The 26,227-nt window shown below is 64.0% G+C and carries 26 protein-coding genes; 12 read left to right on the forward strand and 14 right to left on the reverse strand.

The genetic code is table 11. The features are described from left to right. Window positions 1–193 precede the first annotated feature (193 nt). A complete protein-coding gene (locus SO140_RS07950) occupies window positions 194–952 on the forward strand; it encodes a sulfite exporter TauE/SafE family protein (RefSeq protein WP_449378548.1) in 759 nt (252 codons plus the stop codon). 162 nt (window positions 953–1,114) lie between these two features. Here SO140_RS07950 and SO140_RS07955 read toward each other — a convergent pair whose 3' ends face one another. Next, complete coding sequence (locus SO140_RS07955; protein ID WP_449378549.1) at window positions 1,115–1,591, reverse strand: MarR family winged helix-turn-helix transcriptional regulator; 477 nt, start codon at window positions 1,589–1,591, stop codon at window positions 1,115–1,117. A gap of 91 nt (window positions 1,592–1,682) precedes the next feature. On the opposite strand from SO140_RS07955, the gene SO140_RS07960 reads away from it, so the two are divergent. Continuing rightward, window positions 1,683–2,051 (forward strand): antibiotic biosynthesis monooxygenase family protein, encoded by a 369-nt coding sequence (locus SO140_RS07960; RefSeq protein WP_449378550.1) that lies wholly within the window; start codon window positions 1,683–1,685, stop codon window positions 2,049–2,051. Between the two features lie 187 nt (window positions 2,052–2,238). Then, complete coding sequence (locus SO140_RS07965; protein WP_449378551.1) at window positions 2,239–2,889, forward strand: glutathione S-transferase family protein; 651 nt, start codon at window positions 2,239–2,241, stop codon at window positions 2,887–2,889. Between the two features lie 9 nt (window positions 2,890–2,898). Here the strand turns inward: SO140_RS07965 and SO140_RS07970 are convergent, their stop codons facing one another. The 3 genes from SO140_RS07970 to SO140_RS07980 form a co-directional block, all read right to left on the reverse strand. Then, window positions 2,899–3,393 carry a hypothetical protein gene (locus tag SO140_RS07970; RefSeq protein WP_449378629.1) on the reverse strand — a complete coding sequence of 165 codons (495 nt, stop codon included), beginning with the start codon at window positions 3,391–3,393 and terminating at the stop codon, window positions 2,899–2,901. Window positions 3,394–3,563: 170 nt separating this feature from the next. Next, a complete protein-coding gene (locus SO140_RS07975) occupies window positions 3,564–4,016 on the reverse strand; it encodes a DNA polymerase III subunit chi (RefSeq protein ID WP_449378552.1) in 453 nt (150 codons plus the stop codon). Continuing rightward, window positions 4,013–5,515: a leucyl aminopeptidase gene (locus SO140_RS07980; RefSeq protein ID WP_498539771.1), complete on the reverse strand. Its 1,503-nt coding sequence runs from the start codon at window positions 5,513–5,515 to the stop codon at window positions 4,013–4,015. The genes SO140_RS07975 and SO140_RS07980 overlap by 4 nt, the downstream gene beginning before the upstream one ends. A 339-nt stretch (window positions 5,516–5,854) precedes the next feature. Here SO140_RS07980 and lptF point away from each other — a divergent pair, with 339 nt between their 5' ends. The 7 genes from lptF (at window position 5,855) to SO140_RS08015 (ending at window position 14,649) form a co-directional block, all read left to right on the forward strand. Continuing rightward, on the forward strand, window positions 5,855–7,024 hold the full coding sequence (gene lptF / locus SO140_RS07985; RefSeq protein WP_449378554.1) for an LPS export ABC transporter permease LptF: 1,170 nt from the start codon (window positions 5,855–5,857) through the stop codon (window positions 7,022–7,024). Beyond that, window positions 7,021–8,118, forward strand: a complete 1,098-nt coding sequence (gene lptG / locus SO140_RS07990) for an LPS export ABC transporter permease LptG (RefSeq protein ID WP_449378630.1) — start codon at window positions 7,021–7,023, stop codon at window positions 8,116–8,118. The genes lptF and lptG overlap by 4 nt, the downstream gene beginning before the upstream one ends. Beyond that, a complete protein-coding gene (locus tag SO140_RS07995; RefSeq protein ID WP_449378555.1) occupies window positions 8,118–10,604 on the forward strand; it encodes an LPS-assembly protein LptD in 2,487 nt (828 codons plus the stop codon). The genes lptG and SO140_RS07995 overlap by 1 nt, the downstream gene beginning before the upstream one ends. A gap of 56 nt (window positions 10,605–10,660) precedes the next feature. Continuing rightward, on the forward strand, window positions 10,661–11,590 hold the full coding sequence (locus SO140_RS08000) for a SurA N-terminal domain-containing protein (protein ID WP_449378556.1): 930 nt from the start codon (window positions 10,661–10,663) through the stop codon (window positions 11,588–11,590). Further along, window positions 11,590–12,591 carry a 4-hydroxythreonine-4-phosphate dehydrogenase PdxA gene (gene pdxA, locus SO140_RS08005; RefSeq protein WP_449378557.1) on the forward strand — a complete coding sequence of 334 codons (1,002 nt, stop codon included), beginning with the start codon at window positions 11,590–11,592 and terminating at the stop codon, window positions 12,589–12,591. The genes SO140_RS08000 and pdxA overlap by 1 nt, the downstream gene beginning before the upstream one ends. Next, window positions 12,588–13,442: a 16S rRNA (adenine(1518)-N(6)/adenine(1519)-N(6))-dimethyltransferase RsmA gene (gene rsmA / locus SO140_RS08010; protein WP_498542408.1), complete on the forward strand. Its 855-nt coding sequence runs from the start codon at window positions 12,588–12,590 to the stop codon at window positions 13,440–13,442. Before pdxA ends, rsmA begins: the two co-directional genes overlap by 4 nt. 148 nt (window positions 13,443–13,590) lie before the next feature. Beyond that, a complete protein-coding gene (locus SO140_RS08015; protein WP_449378559.1) occupies window positions 13,591–14,649 on the forward strand; it encodes an alcohol dehydrogenase in 1,059 nt (352 codons plus the stop codon). Between the two features lie 33 nt (window positions 14,650–14,682). On the opposite strand, the gene SO140_RS08020 is transcribed toward SO140_RS08015, so the two are convergent. Both SO140_RS08020 and SO140_RS08025 read right to left on the reverse strand, forming a co-directional pair. Then, window positions 14,683–15,450: a hypothetical protein gene (locus tag SO140_RS08020; protein WP_449378560.1), complete on the reverse strand. Its 768-nt coding sequence runs from the start codon at window positions 15,448–15,450 to the stop codon at window positions 14,683–14,685. A 121-nt stretch (window positions 15,451–15,571) separates the two neighbouring features. Beyond that, entirely contained in the window at window positions 15,572–15,835 is a 264-nt protein-coding gene (locus SO140_RS08025; protein WP_449378561.1) for a GlsB/YeaQ/YmgE family stress response membrane protein, read from the reverse strand. Window positions 15,836–15,988: 153 nt separating this feature from the next. On the opposite strand from SO140_RS08025, the gene SO140_RS08030 reads away from it, so the two are divergent. Further along, entirely contained in the window at window positions 15,989–16,894 is a 906-nt protein-coding gene (locus tag SO140_RS08030; RefSeq protein ID WP_498542409.1) for a transglutaminase family protein, read from the forward strand. A gap of 16 nt (window positions 16,895–16,910) precedes the next feature. Here the strand turns inward: SO140_RS08030 and SO140_RS08035 are convergent, their stop codons facing one another. After that, window positions 16,911–18,158, reverse strand: a complete 1,248-nt coding sequence (locus SO140_RS08035) for a sensor histidine kinase (protein ID WP_449378563.1) — start codon at window positions 18,156–18,158, stop codon at window positions 16,911–16,913. A gap of 166 nt (window positions 18,159–18,324) precedes the next feature. Next, window positions 18,325–18,825, reverse strand: coding sequence for a helix-turn-helix domain-containing protein (locus SO140_RS08040; RefSeq protein WP_474799547.1), 501 nt, complete (start codon window positions 18,823–18,825; stop codon window positions 18,325–18,327). 302 nt (window positions 18,826–19,127) lie between these two features. Between SO140_RS08040 and SO140_RS08045 the strand changes: the two genes are divergently transcribed. Then, the gene (locus tag SO140_RS08045; RefSeq protein WP_498542410.1) at window positions 19,128–20,438 is read left to right on the forward strand and encodes a hypothetical protein; all 1,311 of its coding nucleotides are present in this window, start codon (window positions 19,128–19,130) and stop codon (window positions 20,436–20,438) included. On the opposite strand, the gene gmk is transcribed toward SO140_RS08045, so the two are convergent. From gmk to fabG, 6 genes are all read right to left on the reverse strand, one after another. Continuing rightward, on the reverse strand, window positions 20,371–21,030 hold the full coding sequence (gene gmk, locus SO140_RS08050) for a guanylate kinase (RefSeq protein WP_498542411.1): 660 nt from the start codon (window positions 21,028–21,030) through the stop codon (window positions 20,371–20,373). The two genes, SO140_RS08045 and gmk, sit on opposite strands and share 68 nt — an antisense overlap. 3 nt (window positions 21,031–21,033) lie before the next feature. Next, window positions 21,034–21,921 carry a YicC/YloC family endoribonuclease gene (locus SO140_RS08055; protein ID WP_498542412.1) on the reverse strand — a complete coding sequence of 296 codons (888 nt, stop codon included), beginning with the start codon at window positions 21,919–21,921 and terminating at the stop codon, window positions 21,034–21,036. A gap of 236 nt (window positions 21,922–22,157) precedes the next feature. After that, window positions 22,158–23,435, reverse strand: coding sequence for an endolytic transglycosylase MltG (gene mltG, locus SO140_RS08060; RefSeq protein ID WP_498542413.1), 1,278 nt, complete (start codon window positions 23,433–23,435; stop codon window positions 22,158–22,160). A 124-nt stretch (window positions 23,436–23,559) separates the two neighbouring features. After that, on the reverse strand, window positions 23,560–24,825 hold the full coding sequence (gene fabF, locus SO140_RS08065; protein WP_449378569.1) for a beta-ketoacyl-ACP synthase II: 1,266 nt from the start codon (window positions 24,823–24,825) through the stop codon (window positions 23,560–23,562). Window positions 24,826–24,930: 105 nt separating this feature from the next. Then, window positions 24,931–25,170: an acyl carrier protein gene (locus SO140_RS08070; RefSeq protein ID WP_027522576.1), complete on the reverse strand. Its 240-nt coding sequence runs from the start codon at window positions 25,168–25,170 to the stop codon at window positions 24,931–24,933. A gap of 310 nt (window positions 25,171–25,480) precedes the next feature. Beyond that, the gene (fabG, locus tag SO140_RS08075) at window positions 25,481–26,218 is read right to left on the reverse strand and encodes a 3-oxoacyl-[acyl-carrier-protein] reductase (protein WP_027522575.1); all 738 of its coding nucleotides are present in this window, start codon (window positions 26,216–26,218) and stop codon (window positions 25,481–25,483) included. Between the last annotated feature and the right edge of the window lie 9 nt (window positions 26,219–26,227).

Below are 26,227 nucleotides of genomic sequence, written 5' to 3' on the forward strand. Positions count from 1 at the left end.
TGCCCGTGCGGACCGCAGCCAGCGCGGCTACTCTTGCTGCACAGGCTCTCGATGTAATTGCACCGAGAACAATGTTACTATTGCACCGAGACATTATTCGGATCAATCTAGCGACACAAACTCGATTGCACGTTGCAATTGGCCTGCGGTCGCCCGGACGCGCCAATGACACGGCGATCGCGGAGACGAGCACATGGATCTGACGGTCACTACATTTCTCGTCGCGTTTGCCGGCGTGTTCCTGATCTGCTTCATGAAGGGCGCCTTCGGCGGCGGGTTCTCCATCGTGGGCATTCCGCTGTTGTCGTTCGTGATGGACCCGGTCACCGCCGGAGGCCTACTCGCACCGCTGTTCATCGCGATGGATTTGTTCGCGCTTCGCTACTGGAAACCTTCGACCTGGTCGAAGCCGGACCTTGCGCTTTTGCTACCCGGCCTCGTGACGGGCATCGGGCTCGGCTATCTGCTGTTCCGCGTGCTGGACCATCGTGCCGTCGCGATTGTGATGGCGGTCGTGACTTTGGTCTTTGTCGGCCTATGGCTTTTGAGTGCGTCGAAGGTGACTGGTCAACCTCGTTCGTCGCCGAAGGCGGTTGCTGCCGGTCTCGCCTCGGGTGTCACCACCATGGTCGCGCATTCCGGCGGTCCGCCGCTTGCGATGTATCTGCTGCCGCTCGGCCTCACCAAGGAAGTCTACGCCGGAACGACGAGCCTCTTCTTCACGGTTGGCAACGCAACCAAGGCAGTGCCGTGGCTGCTCCTGGTAAGGCCGAGCGGCAACGTCTGGATCGTGATGGCGGCATGCCTGCTCGCCATTCCCAGCGGCGTCTGGCTGGGCTGGCGCCTCCACGGCAAGCTGGACCAGCAGCAAATTTACCGGGCCTGCTACGGATTGCTGCTCGTCACGGCATTGAAGCTGCTGTGGGACGGAGTGTCCGGCTATCTCGCGTAAATCGAGAGAGGACGTTCAACCCGGAATCATCGAGGTGGCCCGTTGTAGCCGCTTGCGGCCTCGACGTCCGGTTAGCCGGGATTTGGCGCAGTCGAAAATGACCGACCGCGGATCGTGGACGAGCAGCGTCAGGATCAGAGTGCAAAGACACTGGCGCCGACGCTACGTCCGATCTTCAGTTTCGTCATTGCCCTCGAGCTTCTTGCGCAGCGCCGTGACGAGGCGGTGGACCGTTTGCAGGTCCTTGACCGAAAGCCCTTCCGAGAGGTCGTTGATCCACGGGGCCTGCAAAGCCATCGCGGCCTCGAAAGTGCGCCTTCCCTTGTCAGTCAGGACCACAAGTTGTGCGCGCCGGTGATGCGGGTTGGCCTCGAATGCCAAAAGCCCTTCAGCGTGAAGATCGTTGACGATCCGCTGCACGTTTTGCCTGTTGGCACCGAGGTCGCGGGCGAGCCATGCGACCGGCTGCGCTCGCTCCGCGTGCACGATGGCGCCGAGGATCTGCCAACGGGCACTCGTGAGCCCGAGTGAGGCGACCAGGCGGTCACCTGCGGTCAGGACCAGGCTATTCAGCCGGAACAGGTCAAGCATGAGGTTGCTCAGGGCATCGCCAGCAGGCGTTCGTCGGGATCTCAACATCCGTCACCATAAATCTTTATTGACATCATAATGCCAAATTAGCACTCTAAGTACAATACCGCATCATGCGACCACAGAACGGAGACCTTTCATGTCGCACCTGCGCACACTGGATCCCGCGTTTCCGATTGAACGTCAGCTCGGCATCGATACCAGCCCTGTCGTGCTCGTGAATCTGTTCACGCTCGACAAAGCCGATGAGGAAACATTCCTCCAGGTCTGGCAAGACGATGCTGCCTTCATGAAGCGGCAGCCGGGTTTCATCGCCACCCAGCTTCATCGCGCGATCGGTGAAAGCCCGACCTATCTGAACTACGCCGTCTGGGAATCGACCGCCCACTTCCGGGCTGCCTTCACGCATCCCGAGTTCCGATCCAAGATCTCGGCCTATCCCTCTTCCGCCGTAGCTTCTCCGCACCTGTTCCAGAAGGTCGCGGTGCCCGGCATCTGCGTCGCGTAGCTCGCCCGGCAAACGCCTGAAGGCCCACGACCCCTTGATTCAAGAACGGCTGAGGAGTCGCACTGCGAAGCTCCTCCAAAGAAGAGAAGTATGTGTCGGGAACTGCCCCGCCCGTTCGTCCTCTGGCCACAAAGTGCAGGAACCGGAAACTTGTCGTCGGCTTCACGCAATTGCACGGAGACTTCCCGTGATCCCTGTCATTACCGCCTTCGAAAGGTCACCCGACCGCGGCAGAGGACAAGCACGCGACATGCGTGTTCGGTGGGCGCTCGAAGAAGTGGGCCAACCTTACGACGTTCGTCTCGTCTCGTTCAGCGAGATGAAGGAGACCGTGCATCGTGCGCTTCATCCGTTCGGGCAGATTCCAACCTACGAAGAAGGCGGTCTTGCCCTGTTCGAGTCGGGGGCGATCGTGCTCCATATCGCGGAGCGCCATGGTGGACTGCTGCCAGACGATGCGCATGGCCGAGCGCGCGCGATCACATGGATGTTTGCCGCGCTTAACACGCTGGAGCCGCCGATCGTTGATCGGGCAATTACCATACTCGTGGAGCGCGGCGAGACCTGGTACGAGCAGCGCTTGCCTATCGTCGAGGATCGCATCCGTGTCCGGCTTGCCGAACTTTCCGGTCGCCTGGGGAATTCCGATTGGCTCGATGGTGCATTCAGCGCCGGCGACCTTCTGATGGTGACCGTGCTGCGCCGGTTGAATGGATCGGACATTCTGGACGAATATCCGAACCTCTCCGCCTATGTGGCCCGCGGCGAAGCGCGTCCGGCCTTCGGGCGTGCTTTCGATGCTCAATTGGCGGTGTTCAACGCCGCATCGACTGGCTGATGAGGCCGCTCAGGCTGCCTGCTTCTTCTTCGGCTTCGGCTTGGCCGCCTTCGGCATCGGCGCCGGCTCTGGGCTGCCCTCGATCGAAGACAGGCGGCCAGCGGTAAACGTGTAGATGCCGGCACGTGGACCGGTCGCCCAGGTGATCACGGCAACGCGCCTGCCGGCGGCATCATTGGAGAGATTGACGCCCGACGGCGCCCCGATGCCGCGCACCACATCGCATTCGGTGTGACCGAGCGCGACTGTGCCGCCCGGCTGCGCCGAAGGCGCGGTCGAGGCATTGGCGTCGGTGGGCGCACCCGCGGGCGCCATGCCCGGGCAAGCACCATCTGCGCTGACCAGATCCTCCGCCGTCACGGGCTTGTCGGGGGTCAGCGGCGGCGATTCGATCGAGATGTTCTTGATGAAGAGCCGGGCCGGCTTGTTGAACCACTCGGCATCCTTCGACAGCAGTTCCGAGCTGCTCGAGCAGGCCGCCATCAGCGGCGCAACGGCGCACAACGCCAACACAAGCGTCGAAGGAAGCTTTTGATGTCGCACGATAAACTCGAATCCCCGCGTTAAGGGCCAGCCCTAAACGATTGTCCCAACATCACTTTGCGGCACGACCGTGGCTAGAGGTCAGCATTACCCCAAAAGCCGCAAATTATCATTAATTTGACAGCCAACCGCTAATTGCGCCGCTGCCACCGGCCCCGCTCGTCAGCCTGCCAATAGGTGACATCAAATCCGCGCGTCTTGCAATCCGTCCAGGCGCTGCGCGCAAGCGCGAGCGCATCGGGATCGTCGCCATTGAACAGGAGCACCATGCGCTCATAGCGTTCCGAATCCTGAGGCAGCGCGGCGTTGTCGATCAGGAAGCGGACATTGGCGCCGTTGGGATTGCCCTCTTCGACCGCCAGCACGATCGGTTGCTCGGCGGCGTCGCCGACTCGCCATGTCGCGTGCGGCAGGAAGGAATCGTCGCGATAGGTCCATAAATGCGCGTCGAGCGCATCGGCGCGTTCCTCCGAGGTCGACTGCACCACGACGCGCCAGCCGCGCTCGAGTGATTTCTCGATCAGCGGCGGCAACACGTTCTCCACCGTCATGTTTTGCAGATGGTAGAAGAGCACTTCGGTCATTTGCGCTCATAGTGGTCGGCGACCAGACGGTCCAGGAGCCGCACCCCGTAGCCGGAGCCCCAGCTCTGGTTGATGTCGGTTTTCGGCGCGCCCATGGCGGTGCCGGCGATGTCGAGATGCGCCCAGGGCGTGCCGTCGACGAAGCGCTGCAGAAACTGCGCGGCGGTGATCGAGCCGCCGTGGCGACCGCCGGTATTCTTCATGTCGGCGAACTGTGAATCAATCAGCTTGTCGTATTCGGGCCCGAGCGGCATGCGCCAGACTTTTTCGCCGCTCTCGATGCCGGCCGTCAGGAGGCGTTCGGCGAGCTCGTCATTGTTGGAGAACATGCCGGCATGCTCGGTGCCGAGCGCGACCATGATCGCGCCGGTGAGCGTGGCGAGATCCACCATGAATTTCGGCTTCACTCTCTTGGCGACGTACCAGAGCACGTCGGCCAGCACGAGGCGTCCCTCGGCGTCCGTGTTGATGATCTCGATGGTCTGGCCCGACATCGAGGTGACGATGTCGCCGGGACGCTGCGCGTTGCCGTCGGGCATGTTCTCGACGAGACCGATGGCGCCGACCGCGTTGACCTTTGCCTTGCGCGCCGCGAGCGCGTGCATCAGGCCGACGACGCAGGCCGCTCCCCCCATGTCGCCCTTCATGTCCTCCATGCTGCCGGCCGGCTTGATCGAGATGCCGCCGGTGTCGAAGCAGACGCCCTTGCCGACGAAGGCGACCGGAGCCTCGCCCTTCTTCCCGCCGTCCCAGCGCATGATCACGGTGCGGCTCGGCCGCGCCGAGCCCTGTCCGACGCCGAGCAGCGCGCCCATGCCGAGCTTGTGCATCGCCTTGACGTCGAGCACCTCCACCTTGACGCCGAGCTTGCGGAGCTGGCTCGCACGCCGCGCGAACTCCTCCGGGAAGAGCACGTTCGGCGGCTCGTTGACAAGATCGCGCGCGATGATCACGCCGTCGACGACATGGCCCGCCGGCGTGAAGGCCTTTTTCGCAGCAGCCAGGTCAGCGACGGCGAACGCGACGTCGGCGCGCAAAGCACCGCCCTCCTCGCCGTCCTTCTTCTTCGTCTTGTAACGATCGAACTTATAGGCGCGCAGCCGGAGGCCCGAGGCGATCGCGACCGTCTGTTCCGCGGTCATGGAGCCGTCAGGCAGTTCGGCCATGATGGTCATGGCGCTCGCGCCAGCCTTCAGCTTGCCGGCCGTCACACCACCGAACTTCAGAAAATCGTTGAGCTTGAGGGCCGAAGCCTTGCCAGCGCCGATCACAATCAGGCGGTCGGCCTTCAGCCCCTCGGGAGCCAGGATGTCGAGCGCGGCGCCCGTCTTGCCCTTGAACTGGCTCGCCTCGGCGGCCCGCTTCACCAGGTCCGCTGCCGATCCGAGCGCCTTGGCGGTTGCTGGGCCGAATCGCAGGCCGTCGTCGCAAAATGCCACCAGCGTGCCGCGCGGGGCGGCGGAAAACGGAACGAAGCCGACCTTGACGGCGTCGGACATGGATAACTCCTCCAAAAGACGGGACTTTTGCCGCTCCTCAGGCACCCCCTGAGAGTACCGGCTGAACCGCGATTCACTGATCCGGCACGCACTATGACCCGTCCGCACCGCGCATGCCAAGCGCCGGCCGTGGCCGGCGGGCCACAAGAAGGAAATATTAACCATATGATGAGGGTGCCACGGGGCAGCCATTTTGTTGACGGATCAAAGGGATGGTAGTGAGAGTGTGAACTGGTGAAAGACGTGGCAGAACGACCCTTGGGGACCCCTTTCGGGATGGGTCGGGACGTCCGGAGTTTGGGACCCAGAAGGGGCCTGGTGGGGATCGTGCGGTAGCGCATGGGGTCGATCGACAGGTATATTTTCCGCACGACGCTGGCGTCGTTTGCGCTGGTCCTGGTCAGCCTCACCGGCGTGATCTGGATTACGCAGGCGTTGCGCGGCATCGACCTGATGACGAGTCAGGGCCAGACCATCCTGACCTTCCTCGGCATCACCAGCCTGGTGATTCCGGCGCTGGTGCTGATCATCTCGCCGATCGCGCTGATGATCGCGATCTCGCACACGCTGAACAAGCTCGCGACCGATTCCGAGATCATCGTGATGAATGCTGCCGGCTTCTCACCGTTCCGGCTGTTCTATCCGTTCTTCTACGCCACCTGCGTGGTGGCTCTGCTGGTCGCCTTCATCGCCGCCTATCTCGCCCCCGACGGCATGCGGCGGATCAAGCAATGGGACGCCGAGATCACCGCCGACGTCCTCACCAACATTCTCCAGCCCGGCCGCTTCGCTCAGCTCGACCAGAACCTCACGATCCGGATTCGCGAGCGCCAGCCCGGCGGCATCATGGCCGGCATCTTCATTGACGACCGCCGCGATCCGAAGGAGCGCAACTCGATCGTCGCCGAGCGCGGCACGGTGGTGAAGAGCGGCGGCGAAACCATCTTGGTGCTGGAGGACGGCAACCTGCAACGCTTCGAGGCCGGCAAGCGCGATCCCGCGCTCGTCACCTTCGCCCGCCACGGCTTCGACATGTCGAAATTCTCCAACCAGGGGCGCGACGTCACGCTCGGGATTCGCGAACGCTATCTCTGGGAGCTGTTGTCCCCGCCCGAGGACGACCCCGTCTACATGGCGGTGCCCGGCCAATTCCGCTCGGAGCTGCATGACCGCATCATGGCGCCGATGTACCCCTTCGCCTTTGCGGCGCTGACATTCGCCTTCCTCGGCGCGCCGCGCACCACCCGTCAGAGCCGCAACTTCTCGATCGGCAGCTCGATCCTCGCCGTGTTCGGCCTGCGCATGGCTGGCTTTGCCTGCTCGGTGATGGCGGTGAAGTCGCCGGTAGCGCCCCTCGTGCAATATGCCATGCTGGCGGCCGCCATCGGCCTCGGCCTGTGGATGATCGTCGGCGGCGTGGTGGTCGAAGCGCCGCCTGCGCTGCTGGAAGCCATCAACAGATCCAATGCGCGTATTGCGCGGCTATTCCGACGTCCGGTCGCCGCATGAGCATGCTCACCAACACCCTCGGACGCTATTTCGCCGGCCGCTTCGTCGTCGCGGCGCTCGGCGTGTTCGCGAGCATTTTCCTGCTGCTGGTGCTGGTCGACTATATCGAAATGGTGCGCAAGACCTCTGGCCTTGCGTCCGCCTCCGCGATCATGGTGGCCGAGACCTCGCTGTTTCGCGTACCGCAGCTTCTGGAGAAGCTGACGCCATTCTGCATGCTGATCGGCGCCATGACCTGCTACCTCGCCCTGTCCCGCCGGCTCGAGCTCGTCGTAGCACGCGCCGCGGGCATTTCCGCCTGGCAGTTCATCTCCCCCGCCCTCGGCAGCGCGCTGCTGATCGGTGTGATCGCGACGGTTGCCTACAATCCGATGTCGGCGAACCTGCGCGAGCTTTCCAAGCGTATGGAAGCGGAGCTGTTTGGCTCGGCCCCTGGCGGCGGCATCCAGGACGCCTCCGGCTTCTGGCTCAACCAGGTCACCAGCGAAGGCCAGGTCATCATCAACGCAGCGCGCAGCGAACAGCAAGGCATCCGGCTGACCGGTCTGACGCTGTTCCGTTTTGATACGGAGTATCACTTCAAGGAGCGCATCGAAGCGCGCGAGGCAACGCTCGAGGATGGCCGCTGGGTGTTCAGGACCGTGCGCCGTTTCTCCCTGGATGCGCCCCCCATCGACCAGGACCGGTTGGAGATTCCCACGACGCTGACCGAAGCGCAGGTTCGCAACAGCTTTTCCACACCCGAAACTGTGTCCTTTTGGCAACTACCGAGTTACATCCGTTCGTCGGAAAGCTCGGGCTTCGCGACAGCCGGATATCGACTCCAGTACCATAAGCTTCTGGCGCAGCCGTTTCTGCTTGCAGCAATGGTGATGCTGGCGGCTTCCGTATCGTTGCGCTTCTTCCGGATGGGCGGCGTGCAGAAGATGGTTTTGAGTGGCGTGGGCGCAGGCTTTCTGCTCTACGTGCTGTCCAAAGTTACTGAGGATTTGAGCAAGGCTGAGTTGATGCATCCGATCGCTGCGGCGTGGCTGCCCGTTGTGGTGGGCGGCCTCACCGGCTTTTTGGCCTTGCTTTATCAGGAGGACGGATAGTGACTGCCGTCCGCCGAGGGCATGTGTCTCGTGTCGCGCGACGCACCGTGGTGCGCGCGAACGCATTCGGCTTGCCTGCCCGCAGCCTCCTGATCGCCTTCATTGCCGCGCTCGCGCTGGGTGGATTGCTCGATCTTGCAGCGACCGTGCCCGCGGCCGCGCAGAGCTTCAACTACAACCAGCTGCCGCCACGTCCGAAGCCGCCGAAGGCCGCCAACGACAACCAGATGCTCGTGCAGGCGACCGAGGTCGATTACGACTACAACAATTCGCGCGTCTCGGCGGTCGGCAACGTCCAGCTGTTCTACAACGGCACCAGCGTCGAGGCCGACAAGGTCATCTACGACCAGAAGACCAAGCGCCTTCATGCCGAAGGCAACATCCGCATGACGGATGCCGACGGCAAGATCACCTATGCCGAGATCATGGATCTGTCGGACGACTACCGCGACGGCTTCGTCGATTCGTTGCGTGTGGACACCGCCGACCAGACCCGCATGGCCGCGAGCCGCGCCGACCGCTCCAGCGGCAACTACACCGTGTTCGAGAACGGCGTCTACACCGCCTGTGCGCCGTGCAAGGACGATCCGAAGAAGCCGCCGCTGTGGCAGGTCAAGGGTGCCCGCATCATCCACGACCAGCAGGAGAAAATGCTGTACTTCGAGACGGCGCAGCTCGAATTCTTCGGCGTGCCGCTCGCCTACATGCCGTACTTCTCGACGCCCGACCCGACGGTGAAGCGCAAGACCGGCTTCCTGATGCCGGGCTTCACCTCCTACACCGCGTTCGGCTACGGCCTGGAGATCCCGTTCTACTGGGCGATCGCGCCCGACATGGATGCGACCTTCAGCCCGCGCGTCACCTCCAAGCAGGGCGTGCTGTTCCAGGCCGAATTCCGCCAGCGCCTGATCGACGGCGCCTACCAGATCCGCGTTTACGGCATCGATCAGCTCAACCCCAGCAATTTCGCCGGCCAGCCGGGTGACCGCCAGTTCCGCGGCGGCGTCGAGACCAAGGGCCAGTTCGCGCTGAACGACAAATGGGTCTGGGGCTGGGACGGCGTCCTGCTCTCCGACTACTACTTCATGTCGGACTACCGGCTGGCGCAGTACCGCGATCCCTTCTCCTCGTTCCTGAGCCTGCCGACGGAAGCGATCTCCCAGCTCTATCTGACGGGTGTCGGCAATCGCAGCTACTTCGACGCGCGCACGATGTATTTCCTGAGCTTCTCGGGCAACCAGGGCCAGGTGCCAGTCGTCTACCCCGTGATCGACTACTCGAATGTGCTCAACTATCCGATCTTCGGCGGTGAGGTCTCCTACAAGACCAATTTCATCAACCTGACGCGTAACGACGCCGTGTTCGATCCGATCACCACGGTCGCCAACACCAACGGCCTCTGCACCTCGACCTCGGCCGATACCGCCGCGCGCACGCCTTCGCAATGTCTGTTGCGCGGCTTCCCCGGCACCTACACGCGCCTGACTGCTGAAGCGCAGTGGCGGAAGTCCTTCACCGATCCCTTCGGTGAGATCTGGACCCCGTTCGCCATCCTGCGCGCGGATGCGATCAACTCCTCGGTCTCGAATCAGCCGGGCGTGTCGAACTACCTGCCGGTTGGCGACACCCAGGCGCTCCGCCTGATGCCGACGGTCGGCCTCGAGTACCGCTATCCCTTCATCAACGTTCAGCCGTGGGGCTCGACGGTTGTCGAGCCGATCGCGCAGGTCATCATCCGGCCGAACGAGACCTATGCCGGCAAGCTCCCCAACGAGGACGCGCAGAGCATGGTGTTCGATGCGAGCAATTTGTTCAGCGTCGACAAGTTCTCGGGCTACGATCGCGTCGAGGGCGGCGGCCGCGCCAATGTCGGCGTGCAGGCCACCACCCAGTTCGACAGGGGCGGCGCCGTCAAGGTGCTGTTCGGGCAGTCCTACCAGCTGTTCGGCATGAACTCCTTCGCTGTCCAGGATTCCACCAATACCGGTCTGGATTCAGGTCTCGACAAGCCGCGATCCGACTATGTCGCGAGCGTCGGCTATTCGCCGAACCGGACCTACACGTTCAGCGTCCGCGGCCGGTTCGACGAGCAGACCTGGAACGTGCAGCGCTTCGAGGCTGAGGGCCGCGCCAATTTCGACCGCTGGTCGGTCAGCATGATCTACGGCAACTACGCGCCGCAGCCGGAACTGGGTTACCTGACCCGCCGCGAGGGCATCCTCACCTCCGCCTCGGTGAAGGTCGCAGCCAATTGGGTGGTCCAGGGCTCGGCGCGCTGGGACCTCGAGGCCAACAAGCTCAATCAATACGTGGTCGGCGCCGGCTATGTCGACGATTGCTTCGTGCTGGCGGCTAACTATGTAACGTCCTATAGCTACTCGGCGGGCAGCACCCCGCCTGTTCTGAGCCACGCGTTCATGTTCCAGATCGGCCTGCGAACGCTGGCGAACTCCTCGGGAACCAGCAGCTCCGCCGGCTTGCAGTAGACAGATTTGACGCTGCGGGGCTTGTTCGGATCGCAAGTATGCGAGCGACGACATCCATGACGATCACTTTGCGAGTTCATCGCCTTCTCATCGCACTCGGCACGTCCCTGCTACTGATCGGCGGCGCGGCCCCGTCGCGGGCGCAGACCGTCGTCGTCATGGTCAATGGCGAGCCCATCACCGATTTCGACGTCGAACAGCGCAGCAAGCTCGACCTGCTGACGACCCAGAAGACACCGAGCCGGCAGGAAGTCCTCAACGAGCTGATCGACGAGAAGGTGAAGATCAAGGAAGGCAAGAAATACGGCGTCGAGCCTACCAGCTCCGATATCGACCAGTCCTTCTCCGGCATGGCGCAGCGCATGCGCATCACGACGGACCAGCTCGCGAAATCACTCGAGGTGAAGGGCGTGCGGCCGGAAACGTTGAAGAACCGCATGCGTGCCGAAATGGTCTGGACCAGCCTCGTTCGCGGTCGCTTCAAGGAACAGCTGCAGGTCGGCGAGCGCGACGTCGCGGCCGCCGTGCAGGCCCAGAATGGCGAAAAGCTGCAGGTCGAGGGTTTCGAATACAAGATGCAGCCGATCGTCCTCATCGTGCCGCGCGGCTCGTCGCAGGCAGCGACCGAGGCACGGCACAAGGAAGCCGAAATGTACCGCAGCCGGATCACGAGCTGCGATGAAGCCAATTCGCTGTTCCGCTCGACGCCCAACGCGGCGATCCGCGACAGCGTCACCAAGACCACCGCTGATCTCCCCGAGGCGCTTCGCAAGGTGCTCGACGACACGCCGGTTGGCCACCTCACCCCGCCGGAGACCACCAAGCAGGGGATCGAAATGGTCGTGCTGTGCGCGCGCAATCCGACCATGATCGACACGCCGAAGCGGCGCGAGGTCCGCGAGAAGATGTACGTCGAGAAGTACGAGAAGACCTCGAAGCGTTATCTGGCAGAAATCCGCAAAGCGGCGATGATCGAATATCGTTGATGGCAAGGCCCCTCGCACTGACCCTGGGCGAGCCTGCCGGCATCGGCCCCGACATCACGATCGCGACCTGGCTGCGCCGCAACGAGCTCGGGCTCCCCGCGTTCTACCTGCTCGGCGATGACGCGCTGATCGCGCGCCGCGCCAAGGCACTCGGCATCGATATCAAGATCGCGCGTGTTCGAGCCGAGGAGGCGGTCGCCGCCTTCCCCGACGCGCTGCCGGTGGCTGTTACCGGAGAGATCGCAACGGCCGAGCCGGGCCGGCCCGATGAGGGCAGCGCGCCCGCAGCGCTCGCCTCCATTCGCCAGGCCGTTGCCGACGTCCGCGCAGGCCGCGCCGGCGCCATCGTCACCAACCCGATCGCCAAGAGCGTGCTCTACCGCGCGGGTTTCCGCCATCCCGGTCACACCGAATTTCTCGCCGAGCTCGCCGAACAGGACGGACGCGTGCCGCAGCCGGTGATGATGCTGTGGTCGCCGCGACTTGCGGTGGTGCCGGTGACCATTCATCTTTCGCTGCGCGATGCGCTGGCGCAGCTCTCGCCCGAGCTCATCGTCTCGACAGTGCGCATCGTCGCGGCCGAGCTGAAATCCCGTTTCGGCATCAGCCGGCCGCGCATCGCGATCTCCGGTCTCAATCCGCATGCCGGCGAGGACGGCTCGCTCGGCCACGAGGAGCAGACCATCGTCACGCCGGCGATCAAGATCTTGCGCAACGACGGCATCGAGGCCAGAGGCCCCCTGCCCGCCGACACCATGTTCCACGACGCCGCGCGAGAAACCTACGACTGCGCGGTCTGCATGTATCACGACCAGGCGCTGATCCCGATCAAAACGCTCGCCTTCGACGACGCGGTCAACGTCACGCTCGGCCTGCCCTTCATCCGGACATCACCGGATCATGGCACGGCGTTCGATATCGCAGGCACCGGCAAGGCCAATCCAGCAAGCCTGATCGCGGCGCTGCAGCTCGCAAGCCGCATGGCCGCGCAACCGGCATGAGCGCGATCGACGACCTCCCGCCGCTTCGCGAGGTCATTCGACAGCATTCGCTATCGGCCCGCAAGTCGCTGGGCCAGAACTTCCTCCTCGACCTCAACCTGACGGCGCGCATCGCGCGTGCCGCCGCGCCGCTCGAGACTTCGACGATCGTCGAGATCGGTCCGGGCCCCGGCGGATTGACCCGTGCCCTGCTCGCGCTTGGTGCTGCGCGCGTCATCGCGATCGAGCATGACGAGCGCGCGATCCCTGCCTTGCAGGATATTTCAGCGCGCTATCCGGGGCGGCTCGAGATCGTGCATGGCGATGCCATGACCTTCGATCCGAGGCCGCTGCTCGCGGGTCACGCAGCAAAGATCGTCGCCAACCTGCCCTACAACATAGCTACCCAGCTCCTGATCGGATGGCTTACCAGCGAGCCATGGCCGCCGTGGTACGAGATGATGGTGCTGATGTTCCAGCGCGAAGTCGCCGAGCGGATCGTGGCGCGCGAGAACGAAGAGGCCTATGGCCGGCTCGGCGTGCTCGCCAACTGGCGTACCGAGACCAAGATCCTGTTCGACATCTCGCCTTCCGCCTTCGTGCCACCGCCGAAGGTCACCTCCTCCGTCGTGCGCCTCGTGCCGCGCGTGGCGCCTCTGCCTTGCGACCGACGGCTGCTCGAACAGGTCGCCGCCGCCGCCTTCGGCCAGCGCCGCAAGATGCTGCGCCAGAGCCTGAAATCACTTCAGGCCGATCCGGCACGCCTCGCCTCGGCCGCCGGCGTCGATGCGACGCGGCGCGCCGAGACCATTCCGGTCGCGGGCTTTGTTGCCATGGCGCGTGAATTGGCCGATATACGAAGCCAAACCTAAAGCACGATCCGATGATCGCGCTTTAGAGCATGATCCGGAAAAGTGTGAAGCGGTTTTCCGAAAGATCATGCTCAAACAACAACCCGAAGCGCGATGACGATTCATCCTGATCTCATCGCGCTTCAGCGAAAATTTCGGAGGAAGGAAAATGGCGTTGATGCGTCGACAGTCCCTCGTGAAGTTCGATGCGCCGCTGTGCGAGACCATCATCGACACGCCCAAGCCGCAAGGACGCGAGGTGCTGGTGCGCATCGAGCGCTGCGGCTTGTGCCATTCCGACCTGCACATCCAGGACGGCTATGCTGATCTCGGCGGCGGCAAGAAACTCGACACCACGCGCGGCATGACGCTGCCGTTCACGCTCGGCCACGAGATCGCAGGCGTTGTGGACGAGGTCGGCGGTGACGTGCCGGCTGGCCTCATCGGCGCCAAGAAGGCGGTCTTCCCATGGATCGGCTGCGGCCAGTGCCGCGACTGCGCCAATGGCGATGAGAATCTCTGCGCCAAGCAGCGCTTCCTCGGCGTCTCCATCGACGGCGGCTTTGCCAGCCACGTGCTGGTGCCCGATGCGAAGTACCTGCTCGACTACGATCCCCTGCCGGTCAACCAGGCCGCGACATTGATGTGCTCGGGCGTCACCGCCTACGGCGCGCTCAAGCGCCTCGTCGACCGTCCGCGCCAGCGCAACCTCTTGCTCATTGGTCTCGGCGGCGTCGGCATGATGGGCCTTTCGTTCGCGCAGGCCATGTTCAAGCAGCCGATCGCGGTTGCCGATCTCAGCCCAGCGGCGCGCGAGACCGCGCTGAAGAATGGCGCGGCGACCGCCTACGATCCGGCCGAGCCGGAGGTTATCAGGCGCATCCTGAAAGAGACCGAGGGCGGTTTCGACGAGGTCGTCGATTTCGCCGGCAACGAGAAGTCGATGGCGTTCGCCGTCTCCGTGCTCGCGCGCGGCGGCAAGGTCGTGGTCTCCGGCCTGATGGGCGGCCAGTTCACGCTGCCGATGGTGCAATGGGTGTACAAGCGCATGACCATCGAAGGCTTCATGGTGGGTACGCTCGCTGAGGCCCACGAGCTGATGGCGCTCGCCCGCGCCGGCAAGATCAGGCCGACGCCGATGCAGGAAGAGCCGATGGCCGATGCTCAGAAGTGGATCGACAGCCTGCGCGCCGGCAAGGTCGTGGGGCGCATCGTGCTGAAGAATTGATTGCGCCGGCGTTGAGGCCGCGCGCGGCCCACGCTATTTCAAGCTGACGAAGCGCGACGGTCCCGCGACCATGGTCTTCGCGAGGTCGACGACGAGCGGCGCCGCGTCGGGCAACGCGAGGTCGGCGCCACCAGCCGCGAGCAGACGCATGATCTCCCAATCCTGCCGCGCAAGCGCGTTTCGCAGCGGCTCGACGCGCTCCTTGTAGAATTGGAGGAACAGCGGCCGCGCCACCGGCTGCTTGCGGTGGTGACCCGGCACCACCGCATTGACGTCGATCAGCCCCGCCGCGAGCGCCCTGCGAAGGAGTTCGAGCGCCTGCGCGCTCGGAGGATTGGCCCCCTCGTCCCGATAACCTGCACTGCCGATGCAATCGAGAAATGCCCAGGCTTGCTCGGGTTCGAGCGGCTGAGACTGGGCCGCGCGTCTATCCACATCGGCGGTCCACTGAATGAGATCGCGCGCGAACGCGTCATCCCGTTGCTGTTGCTCGGCTTTGCGCGTTTCGTGCTCTGTGGCCCGGACGCGGGATTCAATGATCTCGGGCGCGAAACCGGAAAAAGCCGTCAACCCGACCAGAAGTAGCGCAAGTCCCGCACGCGGCGACGTGAGCGCAGTCGCGCGCCAGCAGAGAACGAGCACGGCGGCCGTTGACACAACAACCACGGCCAGCGCCGCGAGTGCAAGACGATCGAACTCAGCCCCCCTCTCGATCAAGAGATTGTCGAGCCGGAAACGGATCACGTTGAAGAGGCTCGCCGAGGCAACGAGCAATTGCACAACAGGAATAAGCCAGCGCATTCCCGTTTGGTCGGGGCAAACGATCGATCGGTTCAGCCAGGAAGCGCAAAGGCCATCGGTGCGCGCGGGCGCGCATGCAGACCTCCAGGCGACCGCGCCGCAGAACTCGGACGCGCCGGGTTCAGCTCGTTCGCCCCTGGCGCCCCATGAAGAGGCCATAGAGGAAGAGCAGGATCACTGCGCCGACGATGGCGCCGATGAAGCCCGCCGATTCGCCCGCCCGGTACCAGCCCACCGACTGGCCTAGGAACGTCGCGACGAACGCGCCGACGACTCCCAGGATCGTGGTCAGGATGAAGCCCTTCGGCTCATTGCCGCCCGGCATGATGAATTTGGCGATCACGCCGACGATAAAGCCAATGATGATAGTCCAAAGGATCCCCATCTCGTTGCTCCTGTCATGAGCCGGCACGCGCGGCGACCGCCATCCTGAAAGAGATCATACGGGAGCGCCTTTGACATAGATCAACATAGGGCGGCGTTCTCGGGCCGCCCTGATTGCACAAGACCGTCATTGGGTCGCGCGAGGGAGGTCAGCATGGCAATGCTGGGCGAGATCACCCACACCACCACCTACAAATATGCAAAGCCCGTTACGTTCGGGACGCATCGGGCGATGTTCTTGCCGAGGCGCGGTGCATCTGCCCGCCTGCTCGGTTGGTCGGCGAAAACCAGCCCGATTTCGAAGATCCACTGGATTACCGATTCCCGCTCCAACACCGTTACGGTGATGGAGTTCGCAGAGCCGAGCAGCGAGCTGACCTTCACTTTCCAGGTGCGCGGCGTGTTCTTCGGCATCAAGGGCATTGAATCCTTTCCACTGGAGCCGCGGGCCGATGAAATCCCCGTGCAGTATTCGCCCGACGAGTGGACCGACCTCGCCGGTTACCTGCGTCCCCACGCGGACGACCTCGACGGCATCGTTGCAGCGTGGACGAAGGCCTTCGTCGCCGGCGATCAGGACCAGACGACAGACGTTTTGCACCGGATCTTGCGCACGTTTCGTGAGGGGTTCAGCTACCGCGCCCGAGAAACGCAAGGCACGCAATCCCCGAGCGAGACACTGCGTACGAAATCCGGCACATGCCGGGACTACGCCTGGCTGATGATCGAGGTGCTGCGCCGCCTCGGCCTCGCCTCGCGCTTCGTCAGCGGCTACCTTTACGACCAGGCGCTGGATGGCGGCGCCGTCGGAATGACTGGCTCCGGCGCCACGCATGCGTGGCTCCAGGTGTTTCTCCCCGGCGCCGGATGGCTGGACTACGACCCGACCAACCAGATCAATGCCGGCTTCGATCTCATCCCGGTCGCTGTCGCCCGGCATCCTGGCCAGGCCATACCGCTGGAGGGGTCCTGGTTCGGAGATGCAACGGACTATCAGGGCATGTCCATCAAGGTCGCGGTTCACAAGATCGGCGAGATCCGCGATCCCTCCGAGAGTTGAGCGGGCCTGGAGCTGATCAGTCGTCGGACCGTGGCGCATTTCTCGGAAGGATCAGCCGCACATACGTCCCTGCCCCCAGCTCGCTGTCCAGCGTGATGCGGCCGCCAAGGCGTTCGGTGACGACGCCATGGACGACGTGCAGTCCGAGCCCCGTCGCCCCATGGTGACGTCGCGTGGTGAAGAACGGATCGAAAGCGGAGAGCTTGACGTCCGGCGGCATTCCGCAACCGTCGTCGGACACGATGAGCTCGACCTGATCGTCACCCGCAGATCTCAGATCGACGCGGATCCGACCTCCGGCGCCATCCGGCCATGCATGGGTCATCGCATTCATGACCAGATGGGTCAGAACCTGCCCGAAGGGACCGGGATAGCTGTCCATTTCGAGAGCTCGTGCGAGCCGCAGATCAAGCGCGATACCGCGGCGATGACATTCGCGATCGAGATGCGACAGCAGTTGCTCCGACAACTCGGCAGCGTCGAAGCGGCGCAGCGCTGATTGACTTGGATCGAGCGCGACCTGCTTGAAGGACTGGATCCGCTCCGCCGCACGCGACAGGTTGGTGATGAGCTGGGTGGACGCATCGCCGGCGAGGCTGATGAACTCGTTGAGGCTCGAGCGTCGCACCTTGCCGCCCGCAACTTCCGAGGCGAAGGCCTCGGACTTGCGCTGAAGCGTCGAGGCGATCGTCAGGCTGCTGCCCACGGGACCGTTGATCTCATGCGCCACGCCGGCAACCATCCGACCGAGCGCCGCGAGCTTTTCGGCCTCCACCAGCGACTGCTGGGTCTCGCGCAAATGACGCAACGCGGTTTCAGCAGCATCTTTCGCCTTGCGCACCTCCGCCTCGGCACGCTTGCGTTCTGTGATTTCCTCGGCCGCGACGTTGACGGCGATGATCTCGCCGTTCGGCGCGCGCAAGGGATGCCAATAGGTCACCCAGTAGCGCTCCTCGGCCTGATCGGCGCGCTGGCCGGCGACCTCTATGCCGACCACCGGCTCTCCGGTTTCCATGATCGAGCGGACGATCTCCGCGACGGAATCCGCCAAGGCCGGAACGCAATCCCGCACGAAGCGGCCGAGATGGTTTTCGACCGAGATGCCGCAGATCTCGGTGAGCCGCTGGTTGATTTGCAGGTAACGGCAATCCGGGGAGAGGCAGGCAAGTCCAATCGGTGCAGTGTCGTAGATCGATTTCAGGCCTGGCTGCTCCGGAAACAGCAACACCTCGGATGCGAGCGCTGATTTTGACGCCTGTACCATGACCGCCTCGACATTGTTTTTGTAGGTTCGAGTCGCATCCTCTTTGGCTGAGCCGGGCCCCCTCGCTGATACCGTCCCAGGACGACACACAGCGTCTCTTCGGCTTCGGCAAAACCGCGGCATACTATCGAAATTCTGCAAAATTGAGATTTGCGGCCGTATCGCCTCAATGCGCGTGTCCGTCCCTGCCCGTCAGCCGCGCCAACTCGCGCGCCGTCTCCAGGATCATGTCGATCCGCTGCTGCAAGCGCTGCTGCAAGTCGGGGATGTTGACCTTGTCGGTGACACGGTAGGCATTGCCGATGCGCTCCACGTACCCCTGCTTGATCATCTCCTCGAGCCTGCGCAGCACGGTTGCGCGTGGCAGCTTCAGCGCGGCCGCTACCATGCTCGCCCGCACTGGCGAGCACATCGCGGTCCGCAGGAACAGGTAGATGCCGATCGTGCGGAAGGTGGCGCTGTCGTTCTGCCTGACGAAGTCGGCGCCGTAGTCGTCGTTGAGACTGCGGATCAGGCCGAGATAGAGCCGGCTCAGCAGCATGCGCTCCCGCGCCATCGCGATGCGGGCCGGCGGCTGGACGGTGTCGAGCAGGACGAACTCCTCGCCCGCGACCGACCACTTTTCGGCGGAACTGCTCTTGTCGGAATGGTCGTGGAAAAGGGCCATGGCCGTGATCCATCAAACGACACCCCGGACCAAGCTTATCGCCTTGGCGGCTCGCTCGGATAGGCAAATTTGCGTCAGGGAACCCGAACTTCGAGAGCGTGAACCCGGGCGGCTGGATGCTCTGGGACGCAGACCCCGATCAAACAATAGTCCCGAGAATCGTTCATTTTCGCGGCGGAACGAACGCTGCGCAGGCCCGATTTAAGCCTCATCCTCTCCGGATTTGCGGCTCATTGCCACCCAACTCTTTGACGAGAAGGAGGACAGTGACGCGTTGCGTAAGGCGTAGCCGGGAGACCAGGATGGGCAACCGAACCGCGAAATTCATATCTGCTCTGTTTGCGAGCGTACTCGCCGGCATACCTTTGAGTGCGGAATCGCAGAACGCGACGAGCGCCCCGGCCGCCGCAGACGCGCAGGATGCGTCGCAAAATTCTTCAAACGCCACCGACGATTGCCTTCGCGCCCCGAAGGGCTCAGCGCCCGAGGGGCAGCACTGGTACTATCGCGTCGAACGCGGCACCAAGCGGCAGTGCTGGTATCTGCGCGAGGAAGGCGCGAAAACGGCCCAGAGCGCGCAGGCGACGCAAAGCGCGCCGGCGACGCAGAGCGCACAGGCGACGCAGAGCGCGCCGGCCGCACCGGCGACCTCACCTGCGCAGAAGGCGGACAAACCCGCGCCGCGCTCGGTGCAGGACGCGCACGCCGAACTCACGGCACAGACCGCTGCTGCAACACCCGACACGACCGCATCGATCCCGGCGCCGAGCGCACCCAGCACCCCGCCCGCAACGCTTCAGCGTCCGGTCACGGTGGCCGATGCCGGTGCAGGCCAGCCGACCGTCGATGCGCGCTGGCCCGACCCGAGCGCGGCCCCCCCGCCTGCTCCGCAAGCCGCGCCCGCGCCGAAACTCGCCGATGCGCGGCCCGCGCCCAAACCGCAGGTTTCGCCTCCAGCCGGCACGATGACGCTCGCCTCGGCCGATGCCCCGGCCGAGAAGCCGACTGGTTCGCTCCAGACTCTGCTGCTCGTCATCGGCGGCGCGCTGGCGCTCGCCGGCATCACCGGCAGCGTCATCTATCGCTTCGCCGGCTCGCGCAGGCGCGTCCAGCCTGAAGGCGGACGCCGCCGCGTCAACTGGGAGCCCGCGCACGACGACAGGAGCCGCGCGCCGTGGATCGATGCGACCGCAACTGCCGCCCCACGCGTGCAGCGGCCGCGCCCTGTGGATTTCGGCGCCGCGCTGGCCACGGCGGCCAACGCCAATGGCAAGACCGCCAATGGCAAGACCTACGGCGCGTCCACACCGCACGTGGAGCAACCTCTCGAGGATGCAACGACCGAGTTCGAAGAGCTGGTCCCTGAGGACCTGGACCGCAAGGACCTGCACATCGCATCGGCGGCGGAAACCGCCGAGCCGCATGTCCCAGCCGTCGATGCAGATGCGGATGACAGCGACAACAGCGATGCCGACGCGGTCGATATCGATGCGATCACCGCGATCCTGGAACGTTTGGCGAAGGAAGGTCCGCGGCTGGCGCCGTCTAGCCCTGAAGCTGACCTTGCAGACCTCGTACAAAGCCAACGACGCCAATCCGCCGCTCGCGCTTGAGGCGCTCGGCCTTCAGGATCGACTGCACCTCGGAGAAGGCCTCATCGACGTCGTGGTTGACGACGATGTAATCGTACTCGGCCCAGTGGCTCATCTCGTGGCTGGCGCGGCTCATCCGCTTGCGGATCACCTCGTCGGAATCCTGCGCGCGCGAGCGCAGGCGCTTCTCCAGATCTGCGGCCGACGGCGGCAGGATGAAGACGCTGACGACATCGGCGCGCGCCTTCTCACGTAATTGCTGCGTGCCCTGCCAGTCGATGTCGAACAGCACGTCCTGCCCCGCCGACAGCGCCGCCTCGACCGGTGCGCGCGGCGTGCCGTAGCGATTGTCGAACACGGTTGCCCATTCCAAGAGCTCGTCGCCCGTCACCATCGCCTCGAAGCGCGGCTTGTCGACGAACAGGTAGTCACGGCCATCGACCTCGCCGGGCCGCATCGCGCGCGTCGTCGCGGAGACCGACATCTTCAGTCCTGGCATCCGCTCGATCAACAGGCGCGACAGCGTCGTCTTGCCCGCGCCGGAGGGTGAGGACAACACGAACATCAGTCCCCGCCGCTCGACACCATCAGTTCCGTGACCGCCCGTCGTCATCGATCACTCCAGATTCTGGACCTGCTCGCGGAACTGTTCGACCACATTCTTCAAGGCGAGCCCCGTGTTGGTCAGCTCGATGTCGTTCGACTTCGAGCAGCAGGTATTGACCTCGCGGTGAAACTCCTGCGCCAGGAAATCCAGCTTGCGCCCGATCGGGCCGCCCTTGCCGATCAACTCGCGCGCCTGTGCGACGTGGGAGGCAATGCGGTCGAGCTCCTCGCGGATGTCGGCCTTGGTTGCGATCAGGATTGCCTCCTGCATCAAACGATCGGAATCGAAGCGATCGGAGGTGTCGAGCAGCGTCGCGATCTGCTCGGCGAGTTTTGCCTTGATCGCCTCCGGCTTGCGGCCGGGCGCGGCTTCCGCCTTCTTCGCGAGCGCTTCGATCTCGTCCACGCGCTGTGTCAGGATCTGGCCAAGCGAGGTGCCCTCGCGCTTGCGCATGTCGACGAGCTCGGCGAGCGCCTTGTCGAAGGCTTCGGCCGCGGCGGTGCGCGCCGCCTTGTCCTCTTCCTCGTTGCCTTCTGGCTCGGCGACCTCGATGACGCCCTTGATGGCCAAAAGGCCGTCGATGCTCGGCGCCACCGCGTCGACCTTGCCGGCGATCTGCGATGCCGCCTTCAGCACGGCCGAGAGCACGTCCTCATTGATCCGCACGGTCGCCACGGCGTTCGCGCGCTTGACGTTGAGATTGGCGTAGACCGTGCCGCGCGACAAAACCTCCCCGGCGCGTTTCTTGGCGTGGGCCTCGAGCTCGTCAAAGCCCTGCGGCAGCCGCACGCGCAGGTCAAAGCCCTTGGCATTGACCGACTTCAATTCCCATTCGAACGTATACGGCCCGCTTGCGCCGTGGCTTCGGGCAAAGCCGGTCATGGACGACAGCGCCATCGAGTGAACTTCTCCGCACAGATGAGATTCGCAAAGGCCATCAAGGCACGCGAATCTTAAGACCATTTTGCCGCAAAGTGGAATCCGTAACCACCGCAGGTCGGGGTTGCGGGCCTAAAGCGTGATGAGATCAGGATGAATCCTCATCGCGCCTTAGGTTGTTGTTTGAGCATGATCTTTTCGGAAAACCGTTCCATACTTTGCGCTAACGCGGCCCTTCGGGTCCGGATCATGCTCTAGCGCTGGATAACCTGCGACGAGGGTTGCACCGCCCCCTGGCGGGCCGGCGCAGGATTGGCCGGGCGCGGCGCGGGCGGCTTCTTCTGCTGGGCCGGCTTGGGCGGCGTGGTTGCGGTCGGCGCCGTGTCGACGCCGGCAGGCGCGGCGGCAGCCGGTGCCTGGGCATCGTCGGCAGGCTCGACGGTGTCGTTCTGGATCTGCTTCTCCATCGCCCGGAGCTTGGCGACGTTCTTCTGGTGCGCGTCGTAGGTTTCGGTGAAGGCGTGGCCGCCGGTGCCATCGGCAACAAAATAGAGGTCGCGGGTGCGGGCGGGATTGGCGGCAGCCTCCAGCGAGGCGCGGCCGGGGTTGGAGATCGGCCCCGGCGGCAGCCCGTCGATGACATAGGTGTTATAGGGCGAGGGCTGGGTGATCTCGCTGCGCTTGATCGGGCGGCCCAGCGTGCCCTTGCCGCCGACGAGACCGTAGATGATGGTCGGATCGGACTGCAGCTTGATCTTCTGCTTCAAACGATTGACGAACACGGCCGCGACTCGGCTGCGCTCGTCGGGCTTGCCGGTCTCCTTCTCGACGATCGAGGCGAGCGTCACCAGTTGCTCGGGCGTCTTGATCGGAATGTCCTGGCTGCGGCGCTCCCAGATCTCGGCGAGCACGCGCTTGTGCGCCTGTTGCATGCGCTGGACCACCTGCTCGCGCGTGGTGCCGCGCGGGAATTTATAGGTCTCCGGCAGCAGCGTGCCCTCACGCGGCAATTCGCGCACGCTGCCGGTGAAGATGTCGTTGTCCGACAGCCGCGCCACGATCTGCTCGGAGGTCAGGCCTTCGGGAATCGTCACCGCATGCTGCACCACCTTGCCTTCGACGATGGTGGCGATGACGTCGCGCAACGAAGCGTTCTTCTGGAAAGAATATTCGCCCGGCTTCAGGTCCGAGCTCGCCTTCAGCGCAAAGACGCTGGCGATGAAGACCCAGGGATTGACGTCGGTGACGCCTTCCCTGTTCAGGACGTCGGCAATATCGCGCTTGCCCGCGCGCGAGGGGATGTTGACGATCTTGTCTTCCTGGAGCGGCCCGGCCGCCTCAAGAACCTGCCGGCCGTAATAGTAGACCGCGCCTGCCCCGAGCATCGCGATCAGGAGGATGGTGATGATGGCGTTGCCGACCACCACGAAGGGATTGCGCGCGCGGTCCGACCGCTTCGGCGGCGGCGGCACCTGTTCAGGCTCCAGCGCAGCGCGCGGGCTTCGGGGCGAAATGGGCGGCCTTTCACTCATCGAAAACCTGAATCCTGCCGGTTCAATCGCAGCCTGACGATCGTCTGCCCGGCTAATAGCACACGCCCGCAACTATGACTTATCGCCGAATACGGCAAAACGGTGAATTCGTCTGAAACCCAAGCTAATCGGCCAGCCGTCTGACGATCACCGATGCGTTGGTACCGCCAAAACCGAAAGAATTCGACAACGCCACGTTGATCTCGCGCTTCTTCGCCGCCTGAGGCACGAGATCGATCGCGGTCTCGACCGACGGGTGCTCGAGGTTGATGGTGGGCGGCGCGATGTTATCGCGAATCGCGAGCATGGCGAAAATCGCCTCGATCGCACCCGCTGCACCGAGGAGATGCCCGGTCGAGGATTTGGTCGAGGACATCGCGACCTTGGACGCCGCGTTGCCGAGCAGCCGCTCCACCGCGCCAAGCTCGATCTCGTCGCCGAGCGGCGTCGAGGTGCCATGCGCGTTGATGTAGTCGAGATCGGCCGGCGTCAGCCCGGCGCGCTTCAACGCGGCCGACATGCTGCGGAAGCCGCCGTCTCCATCCGGAGATGGGGAGGTGATGTGATAGGCATCGCCGGACAGACCGTAGCCGATCACCTCGGCGTAGATCTTCGCGCCGCGGCCCCTCGCATGCTCGAGCTCTTCGAGGATCACGACGCCAGCGCCCTCGCCCATCACGAAGCCATCGCGATCCTTGTCATAGGGGCGCGAGGCCTTCTCGGGTGTCTCGTTGAATCCGGTGGACAACGCACGCGCCGCGTTGAAGCCGGCGATGCCGATGCGGCTGATCGGCGATTCCGCGCCGCCGGCGACCATCACGTCGGCATCGCCCAGTGCGATCAGACGGGCGGCATCACCGATCGCATGCGCGCCGGTCGAACAGGCCGTGACCACGGAATGGTTCGGCCCCTTCAGCCCATGCTCGATCGAGACATAGCCGGAGGTGAGATTGATCAGCCGGCCCGGAATGAAGAACGGCGAGACGCGGCGCGGCCCGCGCTCCTTCAGCAGGATTGCAGTCTCCGCGATACCGTTGAGGCCGCCGATGCCGGAGCCGATCAGGGTGCCGGTCGCGCACTTGTCCTCTTCGCTCTCAGGATGCCAGTTGGCATCATTGAGAGCCTGCGTCGCCGCCGACACGGCAAAGATGATGAAATCGTCGACCTTGCGCTGGTCCTTCGGCTCCATCCACTGGTCGGCATTGAAAGTGCCGTTCGAACCGTCGCCGCGCGGCACGACGCAGGCGATCTTGGTCTGCAGATCGGAGACGTCGAACGTCTCGATCTTGCGCGCCCCGCTCTCGCCGTTAAGGATACGCTGCCAGGTCGGCTCGACACCGCAGCCGAGTGGCGACACCATGCCGAGGCCCGTGACGACAACTCGTCTCATATCCCAAAACTCCGGTTCTCAAGGAATCGCGGCCGATAACAAGAAACCGGTGGACCGCTGGCACGATCCGTCCGGTTTCGTCGTTCGACCGCGGATTTTGGAGCCTTAGCTCTTCGCGTTCTTCTCGAGAAACTTGGTCGCGTCGCCGACGGTGAGAATCGTTTCCGCGGCGTCGTCCGGAATCTCGCAACCGAACTCTTCCTCGAACGCCATCACCAGCTCGACGGTGTCCAGACTGTCGGCGCCGAGGTCATCAATGAAGCTCGCGCTGTCGATAACCTTCTCGGGCTCAACACCAAGGTGTTCGACCACGATCTTCTTAACCCGTTCGCCAATGTCACTCATTGCTTAACCTCGTGTTGTTCCCTGTAGACCCGACCCCCCGGGACGATACGAGCCGTCGTGGTCGTTTTACTGCCTTTGCGTACGAACTTGATTTGGCCCCATCCTAGCCGATGCAGGGCCCGGCGAACGACGGCCAAGGCTCCGCATCGCCAATATACAGGGTTTCAAAAACCTGCAATGGCGTTCTTTGCCCATCCGTTGAAGGTCCGGTTATCATACTCCAATTGCCTTGACTACAAGCCTCAATTCACTTCGGAAACGGCCGTTTGCCGCATCCGGTCCGCCCGGCCTTCCGCCGGCCGGATTACGTTCAGATCATGGCCATGCCACCGTTGACGTGGATGGTCTGGCCCGTGACGTAGCCTGCTTCGTTGGAGCTCAGATAGACCGCAGCTGCAGCAATATCCTCCGGCGTTCCCAGCCGGGCGGCCGGAACCTTGGTCAGAATCGTCTCGCGCTGCTTGTCGTTGAGCGCATCGGTCATCGGCGTCTTGATGAAGCCGGGCGCGATGCAATTCGCGGTCACCCCGCGCTTGGCGTATTCGGCGCCGAGCGTCTTGATCATGCCGATCAGGCCCGCCTTCGACGCGGTGTAATTGCCCTGCCCGGGATTGCCGGTGACGCCGACCACCGAGGTGATCGCGATGATGCGGCCGAACCGCTTGCGCATCATCAGCTTGGTCGCGGCGCGCGCGAGGCGGAAGGTCGCGGTGAGGTTGACGTTGATGACCTCCTCCCAGTCCTCGTCGCGGAGCTGCACGAAAAGATTGTCGCGCGTGATACCGGCATTGGCGACGAGGATGTCGACCTGGCCCATCGCAGCTTCCGCGGCGGGCACCAGCGCCTCGACCTCGTCAGCCTTGGAGAGATTGCACGGCAGCACGTGCACGCGCTCGCCGAGCTTGCCGGCGAGCTCGTCCAGCACCTCTTTCCGCGTCCCCGAAATCGCAACCGTGGCGCCCTGCGCATGCAGCGCCAGCGCGATCGCGCCGCCGATGCCCCCGGTCGCGCCGGTGACGAGCGCCTTCCTGCCAGTCAGATCGAACATCGATAGCTC

Source organism: Bradyrhizobium sp. UFLA05-108 (assembly GCF_059803455.1).